General features: G+C 71.2%; 12 protein-coding genes. 8 read left to right on the top strand and 4 right to left on the bottom strand.

Translation table 11 applies throughout. From position 1 onward, the window contains the following. Positions 1-39: 39 nt before the first annotated feature. On the bottom strand, positions 40-777 hold the full coding sequence (locus ABGB10_RS19810; RefSeq protein ID WP_347662330.1) for an SDR family oxidoreductase: 738 nt from the start codon (positions 775-777) through the stop codon (positions 40-42). 100 nt (positions 778-877) lie between these two features. On the opposite strand from ABGB10_RS19810, the gene ABGB10_RS19805 reads away from it, so the two are divergent. Further along, positions 878-1,441, top strand: a complete 564-nt coding sequence (locus ABGB10_RS19805) for a helix-turn-helix domain-containing protein (protein ID WP_347662329.1) — start codon at positions 878-880, stop codon at positions 1,439-1,441. 76 nt (positions 1,442-1,517) lie between these two features. After that, positions 1,518-2,555, top strand: coding sequence for an aminotransferase class V-fold PLP-dependent enzyme (locus ABGB10_RS19800; protein ID WP_347662328.1), 1,038 nt, complete (start codon positions 1,518-1,520; stop codon positions 2,553-2,555). A 66-nt stretch (positions 2,556-2,621) separates the two neighbouring features. Here ABGB10_RS19800 and ABGB10_RS19795 read toward each other — a convergent pair whose 3' ends face one another. After that, positions 2,622-3,143, bottom strand: coding sequence for a peptidoglycan-binding domain-containing protein (locus tag ABGB10_RS19795; protein ID WP_347662327.1), 522 nt, complete (start codon positions 3,141-3,143; stop codon positions 2,622-2,624). A 230-nt stretch (positions 3,144-3,373) separates the two neighbouring features. Continuing rightward, complete coding sequence (locus tag ABGB10_RS19790; protein WP_145783865.1) at positions 3,374-4,546, bottom strand: acyl-CoA dehydrogenase family protein; 1,173 nt, start codon at positions 4,544-4,546, stop codon at positions 3,374-3,376. A 97-nt stretch (positions 4,547-4,643) separates the two neighbouring features. On the opposite strand from ABGB10_RS19790, the gene ABGB10_RS19785 reads away from it, so the two are divergent. From ABGB10_RS19785 to ABGB10_RS19770, 4 genes are all read left to right on the top strand, one after another. Next, the gene (locus ABGB10_RS19785; RefSeq protein ID WP_347662326.1) at positions 4,644-5,354 is read left to right on the top strand and encodes a TetR/AcrR family transcriptional regulator C-terminal domain-containing protein; all 711 of its coding nucleotides are present in this window, start codon (positions 4,644-4,646) and stop codon (positions 5,352-5,354) included. Between the two features lie 104 nt (positions 5,355-5,458). Next, positions 5,459-6,913, top strand: a complete 1,455-nt coding sequence (locus ABGB10_RS19780; RefSeq protein WP_347662325.1) for an aldehyde dehydrogenase family protein — start codon at positions 5,459-5,461, stop codon at positions 6,911-6,913. After that, positions 6,910-8,085: an alcohol dehydrogenase catalytic domain-containing protein gene (locus tag ABGB10_RS19775; protein WP_347662324.1), complete on the top strand. Its 1,176-nt coding sequence runs from the start codon at positions 6,910-6,912 to the stop codon at positions 8,083-8,085. Before ABGB10_RS19780 ends, ABGB10_RS19775 begins: the two co-directional genes overlap by 4 nt. 269 nt (positions 8,086-8,354) lie before the next feature. Beyond that, positions 8,355-8,948 carry a GNAT family protein gene (locus tag ABGB10_RS19770; RefSeq protein ID WP_347662323.1) on the top strand — a complete coding sequence of 198 codons (594 nt, stop codon included), beginning with the start codon at positions 8,355-8,357 and terminating at the stop codon, positions 8,946-8,948. Here ABGB10_RS19770 and ABGB10_RS19765 read toward each other — a convergent pair. Next, positions 8,935-9,792 carry an SPFH domain-containing protein gene (locus ABGB10_RS19765; protein ID WP_347662322.1) on the bottom strand — a complete coding sequence of 286 codons (858 nt, stop codon included), beginning with the start codon at positions 9,790-9,792 and terminating at the stop codon, positions 8,935-8,937. The genes ABGB10_RS19770 and ABGB10_RS19765 overlap by 14 nt on opposite strands. 224 nt (positions 9,793-10,016) lie before the next feature. On the opposite strand from ABGB10_RS19765, the gene ABGB10_RS19760 reads away from it, so the two are divergent. After that, complete coding sequence (locus ABGB10_RS19760) at positions 10,017-10,778, top strand: ABC transporter ATP-binding protein (RefSeq protein WP_347662321.1); 762 nt, start codon at positions 10,017-10,019, stop codon at positions 10,776-10,778. Next, the gene (locus ABGB10_RS19755) at positions 10,765-11,457 is read left to right on the top strand and encodes an ABC transporter ATP-binding protein (RefSeq protein ID WP_347662320.1); all 693 of its coding nucleotides are present in this window, start codon (positions 10,765-10,767) and stop codon (positions 11,455-11,457) included. Before ABGB10_RS19760 ends, ABGB10_RS19755 begins: the two co-directional genes overlap by 14 nt. Positions 11,458-11,504 lie beyond the last annotated feature (47 nt).

Below are 11,504 nucleotides of genomic sequence, written 5' to 3'. Positions count from 1 at the left end.
GTTCGGCGTTCGTGGAGCAGGGTCAGGGCCTGATCGCAATCACCACGGCACCGGACCGTTGTCGTCGAAGAAGCCACCGGTTTCCCCGTCATCGTCAACGGTGGCCCAGTGCACCGAGGCGCGCGCACCCTCGTCTGTGCTCTTCACGCCCTTGAAGTTGTTCAGATCGGTGGCGACGTAGCCCGGGGTCACCGCATTGATCTTCACGTGCGCCAGCTCCGGGTCGTCGAGGAAGGCGTTGGCGTACTTGACGGTCAGCATGTTCACCGCGGTCTTGGCGGCGGAGTAGGCGAACGACTCGTGCGAGCGGGCGAACATCGAGCCCTTCTCGGTGGCCTTCGCGAAGATCGCCGAATCGCTCGAGAGGTTGACGATTCGCGCCGACGGCGACCTACGCAGCAGGGGCAACATGGCATGGATGACCCGGACGGTGCCAAACACGTTGGTCTCGAACTCCGGACGAAGGTCCTCGGCCGTCACCTCGAGGGCCGGCTTGCGGATGAGCACGCCGGCGTTGTTGACCAGAGCGTCGAGGTGGCCGTACTCGCGGTCGACGAACTCGGCCGCCTGCGCAACCGACGCATCGTCGGTGACGTCGATCTGTACCGGGCGCACAGGGAGCCCCATGTCAGCGAGCTCCTTGGCCGCTGAGGCACCGCGCTCGGCGTCACGACTGCCGAGGAGAACGGTGAGGCCGCGCTCGGCGAGCTGACGTGCGGTCGCCAGACCGACACCCTTGTTGGCGCCGGTGACCAGCGCGATCTTCTTAGCGGACATGTGGTCGCTCCCCCAGGTGAAAGGCACGTAGGATCAGAACTGATAGTGCCCCTACACTTTAACCGTAGGGTGCCTACGTTTGACAACAGCGGGAGGTGGCATGGTGGCGATCCCCACGTCGCGGCGGCCGAAACGCGCGGACGCGCGCCGCAACTTCGACGCCCTGCTCGTGACCGCCCGGGACGCCTTCGCCGAAGACGGCGCGCAGGCCTCGCTCGAGGAGATTGCCCGACGGGCCGGGGTGAGCATCGCCACCCTCTACCGCAACTTTCCCACCCGGGAGGACCTCGTCGAGGAGGTCCACCGTGAAGAGGTCGAGGCGTTGTGCCGGGCGGCCGCCGAGCTCGGCGACCTCGAACCCTGGGACGCGCTCGTCACCTGGCTCCGCCGCTTCGTCGACTACATCGGCACCAAACTCGCCTTCGCCGACGCGCTCAACCGCACCAGTGACAGTTTCCAGGCCTGCCGTCGGGCGATGCGGGAGGCCGGTAGCCCGCTGCTCGAACGCGCGCAACGGGCCGGGGTCGCGCGCCCGGAACCGTCGATCGACGACATTCTGCGCATGATCTCCGGCGTCAGCACGGTTTCGTACGTTGACGACGCCCAGCGCGACCGCGTCCTCGGGCTGACCGTCGACGGGCTGCGAGCGACACCTGCCAGGTGAACTTGGCAGGGCTGAGGGGCCGCCGGTCGCCGATTGGCCGTGCCCGTTCCACCCCGGTCCGCCTACCGTCGACGACATGGAGATCGAGCAGGCGCAGCAGTTGTGGAAGCCGGAGCCCGGTTGGTTGAACACCGCCTCCTACGGGTTGCCGCCCGAGCCCGCCTGGACGGCGTTGCAGGAGGCGCTCGCCCAGTGGCGGGTCGGCAGCACCTCGTGGGAGGGCTGGGGCGACTCGGTGCAGCGCTCCCGTACCGCGTTCGCCGGCCTGATCGGCGTGCCGGAGAGTGACGTGGCGGTCGGCGCCTCCGTGTCGCAGATGCTCGCGCCGGTGGCGGCGGCGTTGCCCGCCGGGGCGACCGTGGTGGTCCCGGACGTCGAGTTCACCTCCAACCTGTTCCCCTGGCTCGTTCAGGAGGAGCGTGGCATCTCCGTCCGCGCGGTGCCGATGGAGTCGCTTGTCGACGCCATCGACGCGGACACCGATCTGGTCGCGTTCAGCCTGGTGCAGTCGGCCGACGGCGCGGTCGCCGCCTACGACGCCATCGTGGCCGCGGCCCGCGCGTACGACGCGTTGGTGGTGGTGGACGCGACCCAGGCGTGCGGCTGGCTGCCGTTCGACGGGCGCTCGGCCGACGTGGTGGCGGTGGGCGGCTACAAGTGGCTGATGAACCCGCGCGGTACCGCCTTCTCCTACCTCGCCCCGGAACTGCGCGAACGACTGCGCCCCGACGCCGCCGGCTGGTACGCGGGCCGCGACCCGCACGCCTCCTACTACGGCCCGCCGCTGCGGCTGGCCGACGACGCCCGCCGGTTCGACATCTCACCGGCCTGGTTCAGCTGGGTGGGGGCAGCACCTGCCCTGGAGTTGGTCGCCGAGATCGGCGTGCCGGCGATCCAGGCGCATGATGTGGCGCTGGCCAACCGGTTCCTGACCGGGCTGGGCCGGCCACCGGGGGAGAGCGCCATCGTCACCGTGGACGTGCCGGACGCGGAGCAGCGCCTCGCGGCGGCCGGCATCCGGGCGGCGGTACGCGCCGGACGGGTCCGGGCCTCCTTCCACGTCTACTCCACCGAGGCCGACGTGGACGCGGCCCTGGCGGCGTTGACCGGCTGATCCCGGTGCGGAGGACGGCCGACTCCACGGTCGGCCGTCCCCCCGTGCGTCAGGAGCAGTGGTGCGTCAGGAGCAGCGGTCGAAGGTCGCGGCGGCGTAGGAGAGCGGCTGCCACTCCAGACCGATGCCGATGCTCATGTCCCACCGGCCGTCGGCGAGGCGACCGAAGTGGACGATCTCGCTGCCGGCGCCGTCGTAGTAGTACCACCCCTCGCCCTCGTACACATCGAGCCGAGTGGCCGCCCTGGCCAGGGTCTTCGGGCCGACGACGCCGTCGGCGACGAGACCTCGGGCGGTCTGCCACTTCTTCGTGGCGGCCGTCGTCACCGGCCCGAACTGGCAGTCGACGCCCGAGTAGGCGAGGTAACCGTCCGCCCAGAGGATCATCTGCCACATGGCGACCACGTTGCTGTACGAGCGGGTCGACGCGGAGATGGGACCCTCGTCGTTCCAGTCGTCGGTCCAGGTGCCGGAACCCGCGACGTAGCCCTGGCTGACACTCGCGGACGCCGGCGCGGCCGCGGTGACGACGGCGCCGAACGTGGCGATGGCCATCGCCAGCGCGGCGGCCTTGATGAGTCGGTGCATGAGCGTTCCCCCTCTGATCCCTTGGTGGGTGTTCATTGGGGTAGATGGCCGACCGACCCACTTGGTTCACGACCGGCCGGCCGCGCCGACTGCTCCGCGTCGAAACCCCCGCCAAGATCCGCGCAACATCAGGGATGTTGGTGTCTCCAGCGTGGCGGAGGCAGCAACATCCGGGAAGTTGCGCGGATCTTGGCGCGGGCGCGGGCGCGGGCATGGGCGGGCGTGGGGCCTTAGGCCAGGTGGCCGCCGATCTTCGTGTAGCCGCGCAGCAGGTCCCGGGAGATGATCAGCCGCTGCATCTCGTCGGTGCCCTCGAAGATCCGGTAGAGCCGGACCTGCCGGTACCAGCGCTCGATGGGCAACTCACGCGTGTAGCCCATGCCGCCGTGGATCTGGAGCACCCGGTCGACCACCCGGTTGACCATGCCGGCGCCGTAGAGCTTGCCCATCGACGACGCGTGCCGCGGGTCGAGGCCCTGGTCGACCGTCCACGCGGAACGCAGCACCAACCAGCGGGCCGCCTCCAGCTCGGTCTCCGAGTCGGCGATCATCCACTGGATGGCCTGGTTGGCGCCGATCTTCGTGCCGAAGGTCTCCCGGGTGTTGGCGTAGTCGATCGCCATCTGCAGCACCCGCTCGGCAATGCCGATGGCGTGCGACGGGATGGTGTAGCGGCCCTTGCCGATCCACTCCATGCCCAGCGTGAAGCCCTGCCCGATCTCGCCCAGGATGTTGCGGTGCGGCACGCGTACGCCGTCGAAGATGAGCGACGCCGGCCCGCCCTCGCCCATCGTCTGGATGAACTCCGAGCGCCAGCCCATCGACCGGTCCACCAGGAACGCGGTGGCCCCGCCGTTGCGGGCGCCCTTCTCCCGGTCGGTCACCGCGACCACGATGGCGAAGTCGGCGTCGTGCCCACCGGTGATGAAGGTCTTCTCGCCGTCGAGGATCCAGTCGTCGCCGTCGCGGCGGGCGGAGAGCCGGATGTTCGCGGCGTCCGACCCGGCACCGGGCTCGGTGATCGCGAAGCAGGAGCGCCGTTCGCCCTCGATGGTCGGGATGAGGAACTCCTGCTTCTGCTCCTCGGTGGCGTGGAAGAGGATGTTGTCGGCCTCGCCGCCGAAGCGGAACGGCACGAACGTGTGGCCCAGCTCCGTCCAGATCAACGACTGGAGCACCGCCGGCAGGTCCATCCCGCCGTACTCTTCCGGGGTGGCCAGGCCCCAGAAGCCGAACTTGCGCGCCTTGAGTTGCAGCTCACGCACCTCGGAGTGGTCCAGGCCCGGTTGGTGCGCCCGTTCCCGGCGGAGCACCTCCGCCTCCAGAGGCATCACCTCGCGGCGGATGAACGATCGGACGGTGTCCCGTACCGCCCGCTCCTCGTCGGTCAGCGAAAAGTCCACGATGGTCCTCCTGGCGTCGGTGCAGCCGGTCACCCTTAAACTAGCGGTGCAAGTTTTGCCGCGTCCAGACCTGACGGCCGAGACCTCAAGGAGCGCAGTGCCCCGACCCCGCCAGCCCCGGCTCACCCGGCAGCTGATCGTCGAGACCGCCACCGCGCTCATCGACGCCGAGGGCCTGCCCGCCTTCTCCACCCGCCGGCTCGCCGCCGAGCTGGGCGTCCGTGGCCCGTCGCTCTACAACCACTTCGCCACGAAGGACGAGATCCTCGACGCGATCGCCGACACGGTCACCGGGGCCGTCGACACCGGAGGCTTCGCCAGCCGGGACTGGGTCGCGGCGCTGCGCGACTGGGCCTGGTCGTACCGGCGGGCGCTCACCGCGCACCCGAACATCGTGCCGTACCTGGCGCAGGGGCCCGGTCGTCGACCAGCCGCCCTCGCCATGGCCGACGCGGTCTACGGCGGCCTGGTCCGCGCCGGCTGGCCCCCCGCCCGGGCCACCCACATCGGCGCGGCCCTGCGTTACTTCGTGGCCGGGTCGGCCCTCGGCTCGTTCGCCCGCGGCTTCGTCGAGGACCCGGAGCTGTACGCCGCGCACTACCCGCACCTGCGTCAGGCCCACCGGCTCGCCGAGCACCAGCAGAGCGTGGACGAGGGTGCCTTCGCCCTCGGCCTGGACGCACTGCTGCACGGCCTGGCCGCCGAGTACGCCCGCACCGTCGGCACGGTGGAACCCGCCCGCACCGTCGGCACGGCCGAACCCGCCCGCACCGTCGGCACGGTGGAGTCCGCCCGGCCCAACGGGTAGCGTCCAAACTCCCAGCGCTAGTTTCATCGCCCGTCGCGACCCCGTCGCTATCGCCCAGTGCGACCCCGTCGTCATCGCCCATCGCCCACCCCCGAAGGGACGACATGGACCTCGCCGCCCCGCCGTCGCCGCTGTCCGACGCCCTGCGCCTCCGGCGCCACCTGCACCTCGGCGGCGAGTGGACGTCTCCCGCCGACGCCGAGCTGATCGACGTGGAGAACCCGAGCACCGGCGAACTGGTCGGGCAGGTGCCGGCCGGCACCCCGGCCGACGTGGACGCGGCCGTGGCCGCGGCCCGCGCCGCGTTCCCCGGCTGGTCGGCCACCGCCCCCGCCGAGCGGTCCGCCCACCTGGACCGGCTGCACGCCGCGCTCGCCGCGCGCGCCGACGACCTCGCCCGCACCATCGCCGTGGAGCTGGGCGCACCGCTCAAGCTCGCCACCCGGGTGCAGGTCGGGCTGCCGCTGACCGTCCTGCGCGACCACGTCACGCTCGCCACCCGCCCACCGGTCGAGGAGAGCATCGGCAACTCCCTCGTCGTCCGCGAGCCGATCGGCGTGGTCGGCGCGATCACCCCGTGGAACTACCCCCTGCACCAGGTGATGGCGAAGCTGGCCCCCGCGCTGGCCGCCGGCTGCACGGTGGTGCTCAAGCCCAGTGAGTTGACCCCGCTGACCGCGTACCTCCTCTTCGACGCGGTCAGCGAGGCCGGGTTGCCGCCGGGGGTGCTCAACCTGGTCACCGGTACCGGGCCGGTGGTCGGCGAGGCCCTGGCCGGGCATCCCGACGTCGACCTGGTGTCGTTCACCGGCTCCACCGCCACCGGCGCCCGGATCATGCGGCTCGCCGCCGACCGGATCGCCCGGGTCGCGTTGGAGCTGGGCGGCAAGTCCGCCAACGTGATCCTCCCCGACGCCGACCTGGCCACCGCGGTCAAGGTGGGCGTCGGCAACGCCCTGCTCAACTCCGGGCAGACCTGCACCGCGTGGACCCGGATGCTGGTGCACCGCGACCGGTACGACGAAGCGCTCGACCTGATCGCCACGGCGGTGGCCGGCTACCGGCTCGGCGACCCGTTCGACCCGGCCACCCGTCTCGGCCCGCTGGTCTCCGCAGCCCAGGCGCAACGGGTGCGTGGCCACATCGACCGGGCATTGGCCGACGGCGCGCGGCTGGTCGCCGGCGGCCCGGACGCCCCGGTGCCGTCGCAGGGGCACTTCGTCGCGCCGACAGTCTTCGCCGACGTGCACCCCGACAGCGCACTCGCCCAGGAGGAGGTCTTCGGCCCGGTGCTCGCCGTGCTCCCGTTCGCCGACACCGACGAGGCGGTCGCCATCGCCAACAACTCGAAGTACGGGCTGGCCGGGGCGGTCTGGTCCGCCGACACCGACGCGGCGCTCGCGGTGGCCCGCCGGCTGCGCACCGGGGCGGTGGACATCAACGGCGCCTCGTTCAACCCGCTGGCCCCGTTCGGCGGCTACAAGCAGTCGGGCCTGGGTCGGGAGCTGGGCGTGCACGGCCTCGCGGAGTTCTGCGAGCTGAAGGCGATCCAGCGATGAGCGCCCCCGAGTCGTCCCCGCCCGCGCCGTCGGGTCACGCCGAGTCGTCCCCGGTCGCGCCGGGCGGCGGCAGCGAGCCGGCGGGCGCGCCGGTCACCGTCCGCGCGCTCGTCGCGCGCCGATCCGGCGCCGAGCTGCGAATCGAGCGGGTACGCCTGCCCGCGCCCGGCCCCGGCGAGGTGCGGGTGGCGATCCGCGCCGCCGGTGTCTGCCACTCCGATCTGTCCATGGTGAACGGCACCCTCGCCGCGAGGTTCCCGCTGGTGCTGGGGCACGAGGCGACCGGGGTGGTGGCCGAGACCGGGCCGGGCAGCCGGCTGGCGGTCGGCACCCCGGTGGTGCTCAACTGGGCGCCGGCCTGCCGTTCCTGCTGGTGGTGCCGCCGCGACGAGCCGTGGCTCTGCGCCAACACCACGTCCCCGACGGTGCCGCGCGGGGAGACCGACGACGGCCTCCCGCTGCACCTGACCCTCGGCCTCGGCGCGCTCGCCGAGGCGGTGGTGGTGCCCGACAACGCCGTCATCCCGATTCCCGCCGGTCTGCCCCCGGAGCGGGCCGCGCTGCTCGGCTGCGCGGTGCTCACCGGCGTCGGCGCGGTCGGCAACACCGCCCGGGTGGCTCCGGGCGAGTCGGTGGCGGTGATCGGGCTCGGCGGGGTCGGGCTCGCCGTGCTCTCCGCGGCCCGCCGGGCCGGAGCCACCACGATCCTGGCCGTCGACGTCGCCGAGGCCAAGCGCGATCTGGCCATGGCCGCCGGTGCGACCGACTTCCTGCTCTCCGACGACCGGCTCTCCAAGGAGGTACGGGCTCGTACCGAGAGTCGGGGCGTCGACCACGCCTTCGAGTGCGTCGGGCGGGCCGCGACCATCCGGGCGGCCTGGCGACTCACCCGGCGCGGGGGAGCGGTGACCGTGGTCGGCATGGGCGCCAAGGACGACATGCTCAGCCTCGGCGCGCTCGACGTCTTCCACTCAGCCCGTACCCTGCGCTCCTCGGTGTACGGCTCGTCCGACCCGGATCGCGAGGTGCCCGTGCTGGCCGCCGAACTGGCCGACGGCTCGCTGGATCTGGGCGTACTGGTCAGCGGCACGATCCCGCTGGACGAGGCGCCCACAGCGTTCGACCGGCTGGCCCGGGGCGAGGGTGCCCGCTGGGTGGTCACCCTGGACTGACCTGGGTGCTGGTCGGCGGACACTCTTGGATCAGGGCGCTCAGCCAGGTGCCCAGGGGCAGGTGACCGTCCGTCACCTCCGGCGGGGTGGAATGCGGTGGCGAGCGATATACCGCAGAGTCATATTCATACCTCTGCGGTATATCGCTCAACAGCACACCGCCTTGGCGCGCCAGCCAGAGCGGATGACGAGCGCCTTCGCTGCGGCCGTAGCCGCGTCCCGGTTGAAACCCGGTCGTGGGTCTGCGTGGCGGCTGTTAGCGTCGCCCCATGTTCGCTACCGAGCGGGTCCGACTGCGCCCGCCGACGCCCGACGACGCGCCGAACATGTTCCGTCTGTACGGGGATCCCGAGTTGCACCTGATCACCGACGGCGAGCCGTTCGTGCCGCGCCACGTCGGTCAGATCAGGGCTCGGCTGGAGAAGCGGGTCACCGACCCGTCCGACGGTCAGACCAGTGTGTCGCTGGTGGCCGAGACCGTGGCCGACGGCACGTTCCTCGGTGGCAGTGTGCTGTGGGGGATCAACGCGTTCAACCAGTACGCCCACCTCGGCATCTCACTGTTGCCCGAGGCGCGCGGCCAGGGGTACGGGATCGAGGTGATCCGGCTGCTCTGCCGTTACGGCTTCCGCAACCGCAACCTGCGCCGTCTGGAGTTGGAGACGCTGGCCAGCAACACGGCCATGCGGCGGACCGCAGAGGCATGCGGCTTCACGCACGAGGGCACCCAGCGGGAGCGCGAGTACGACGGCGACGGCTTCGTGGACATGGTGATCTACGGTCTGCTTCGGCGCGACATGACGCCAAATCCCGCCGGCTCCGGCGTCCAGTCGCGGTCCGGCTCCCAGGTCACTTGCCGGTGACGATGCCCGGGTTGATGCAGAGCCCCGGGTTGGCGCCGTTCTTCTCCGCGATCTCCAGGCAACGGGTCACCTTGTCGACCTTCGCGTTGGTCTCGGTGATCTGCTTGGAGATCTCGGCGTTCTTGCGGTCCTGCTCCAGGTTGCGGGTCTGGGCCAGCTTGTCCTGGAACGCCTTGATGTTGCCCTCGGTCTTGTCGTCGTGGTTCACCCGCGTGATGGTCACCGAGAGGATGTCCACGTCGGTGGCGAGCCGGGTCTCCGCGCTGGTCTTGATGTTCGCGGCGAACGGTTTCAGGTCGACGTTGAGGTCGCCGGTCTGGACGTCGATCTTTTCGAGCGGGTTGTACGCGGCGAACGCGTCGTTGACCGCGCTGTCGAGCTGCACACCCACCCGCTGACCGCGGAAGCTGCCGAAGTCGCCCTTGTAGTCCATGAACTGCTTCGGCGCGTTCTCCGGCTTGACCTGCCACTCGACGAGCACCTCGACGCAGGCGTCGGCGAGCGTGCCGGTGCGCACCCGTACGCAGTTGTTCCCGCCGATGTGGTCGTACTTCTGCCGGCCCGCGTCCCACTCGCCGACCTTCTGCCACGGCGCCACCCACTTCAGGCCCGAGCCGGTCACCTCGCCGGTGGGCTTGCCGAAGCTGGTGACGATGCCGACCGAGCGGATGGGTACCGAGTGGGCGCTGGTGGTGACACCGACCAGCAGGGTGAGGGCGAGGAAGACGAGCGCCGAGAGGGCGGCCATCCGCTTCAACGGTCGCGCGGGGGTGACCAGAGCCAGGACGGCGCTGACCGCCAGGGCGGCGGCGAGGACGATCGCCATGGTGAAGCCGACGGGCATGGGGTGGGGACCTTCCGGTGGGCTGTGTGGATCATCAACCTAGGAGACCCGGTCAACCTGGCGGCGCGCGGGAGTGGAGTTCGCGCACGTCCTCCACCCGTCGAATGTGGAGGTCATCGACATAGCTCGACGTGTGCGGCCCCCCGTAGGTTTCGTCCACGCGACGGGCCTGTGACCACGGTCACCGCACCGACCGTCGCCGCGACCCTGCGGAGGATGAGGCGATGGCCGGGCAAGCGCTCCTGTCGGCGCGTGGGTTGACCCGCGACTTCCGCGGCTTCCGAGCGGTCGACGACGTCGACCTCGACGTCGCACCGGAGAGCGTGCACGCGCTCGTCGGCCCGAACGGCGCGGGCAAGACCACCCTGTTCAACCTGCTCACCGGCTTCCTGCGTCCCAGCGGCGGCCGGATCGAACTGGCCGGGCGGGACGTCACCGGGCTGCCCCCGGAGCGGGTGGCCCGGCTCGGCGTGGCCCGCTCGTTCCAGATCACCAGCCTCTTCCCGCAGTTGTCCGCCCGCGAGCACGTCGCGCTGGCGTTGCAGTCGTCCAGTGGGTTGGGCTGGCGGTTCTGGCGTTCGGCCACCCTGATGGACCGCTACACCGAGCGGGCCGACGAGTTGCTGGCCATGGTCGGGCTGGCCGACCTGGCGCAGGCCCCGTCGGCGGCCCTCGCGTACGGCCGGAAGCGGGCCCTGGAGCTGGCCATCGCCCTGGCACTGGACCCGAAGGTGTTGCTGCTCGACGAGCCGACCGCCGGGATGGGCCTCGAGGACGTCGACCGCACCGTCGAGCTGATCGGCCGGGTCCGCCAGGGCCGGACCGTGGTGATGGTCGAGCACAACATGAGCGTGGTCGGCCGTCTCGCCGACACCGTCACCGTGCTCCAGGCCGGCAGGGTCCTCGTCGAGGGCCCCTACGAGCAGGTTCGCGCCGACGAGCGTGTGATCACCGCCTACCTGGGAGCCGCCGATGCTGCGCGTTGAGAACCTGTCCGCCTTCTACGGCGAGGCGCAGGTGCTGCGGGACGTCGACCTTCAGGTCTCCGCCGGCGAGGTGGTCACCCTGGTCGGGCGCAACGGCGCCGGCAAGTCCACCCTGCTGCGCTGCGTGATGGGGTTGCATCCCGGCCAGCGGGGGACGGTCGAGCTGGACGGTCGCGACATCACCGGGTTGCCCGCGCACAAGCGGGCCCGCCTGGGGCTGGGCTGGGTGCCGGACGACCGGGGCAGCTACGCCACCCTGACCGTCACCGAGAACCTCACCCTGCCACCGACGGTCGGCCCCGACCCGTGGTCGCTGGAGCGGGTGTACGAGGCATTTCCCGCCCTTTACACCCGGCGCGACTCGGCGGCCACGATGCTCTCCGGCGGCGAGCAGCAGATGCTCGCCCTGGCCCGGGTGCTGCGGATGGGCGCCCGGCTGTTGCTCTGCGACGAGCCCACCGAAGGGCTGTCGCCACTGCTGGTGCAGCAGGTCGGTGACCTGCTGCGCGAGGCCAAGCGGCACGGGGTGACCGTGCTGCTGGTGGAGCAGAACCTGCACTTCGCCACGGGTGTCGCCGACCGGCACTACCTGCTGGCCGAGGGACGTGTCGCCGAGGCGATGGACAACTCCGAGGTGCGCTCGCGCGAACGCGAACTGCTCGCGTACCTCGGGATCTGAATGTTCTCAACGACGACCCGCGCGACGACGCGTGGGATGGATGGAGT

Source organism: Micromonospora sp. B9E7, assembly GCF_039871815.1.
Classification (GTDB): Bacteria; Actinomycetota; Actinomycetes; order Mycobacteriales; family Micromonosporaceae; genus Micromonospora.
Note: the sequence above shows the minus strand (reverse complement) of the source record. Positions and strands in the feature narration are given on the sequence as shown.

Bases quoted from the DNA above. Each gene is read 5' to 3' on its own strand.
- ABGB10_RS19810 (WP_347662330.1), bottom strand. From the start codon at position 777: ATGTCCGCTAAGAAGATCGCGCTGGTCACCGGCGCCAACAAGGGTGTC.
- ABGB10_RS19805 (WP_347662329.1), top strand. From the start codon at position 878: ATGGTGGCGATCCCCACGTCGCGGCGGCCGAAACGCGCGGACGCGCGC.
- ABGB10_RS19800 (WP_347662328.1), top strand. From the start codon at position 1,518: ATGGAGATCGAGCAGGCGCAGCAGTTGTGGAAGCCGGAGCCCGGTTGG.
- ABGB10_RS19795 (WP_347662327.1), bottom strand. From the start codon at position 3,143: ATGCACCGACTCATCAAGGCCGCCGCGCTGGCGATGGCCATCGCCACG.
- ABGB10_RS19780 (WP_347662325.1), top strand. From the start codon at position 5,459: ATGGACCTCGCCGCCCCGCCGTCGCCGCTGTCCGACGCCCTGCGCCTC.
- ABGB10_RS19775 (WP_347662324.1), top strand. From the start codon at position 6,910: ATGAGCGCCCCCGAGTCGTCCCCGCCCGCGCCGTCGGGTCACGCCGAG.
- ABGB10_RS19770 (WP_347662323.1), top strand. From the start codon at position 8,355: ATGTTCGCTACCGAGCGGGTCCGACTGCGCCCGCCGACGCCCGACGAC.
- ABGB10_RS19765 (WP_347662322.1), bottom strand. From the start codon at position 9,792: ATGCCCGTCGGCTTCACCATGGCGATCGTCCTCGCCGCCGCCCTGGCG.
- ABGB10_RS19760 (WP_347662321.1), top strand. From the start codon at position 10,017: ATGGCCGGGCAAGCGCTCCTGTCGGCGCGTGGGTTGACCCGCGACTTC.
- ABGB10_RS19755 (WP_347662320.1), top strand. From the start codon at position 10,765: ATGCTGCGCGTTGAGAACCTGTCCGCCTTCTACGGCGAGGCGCAGGTG.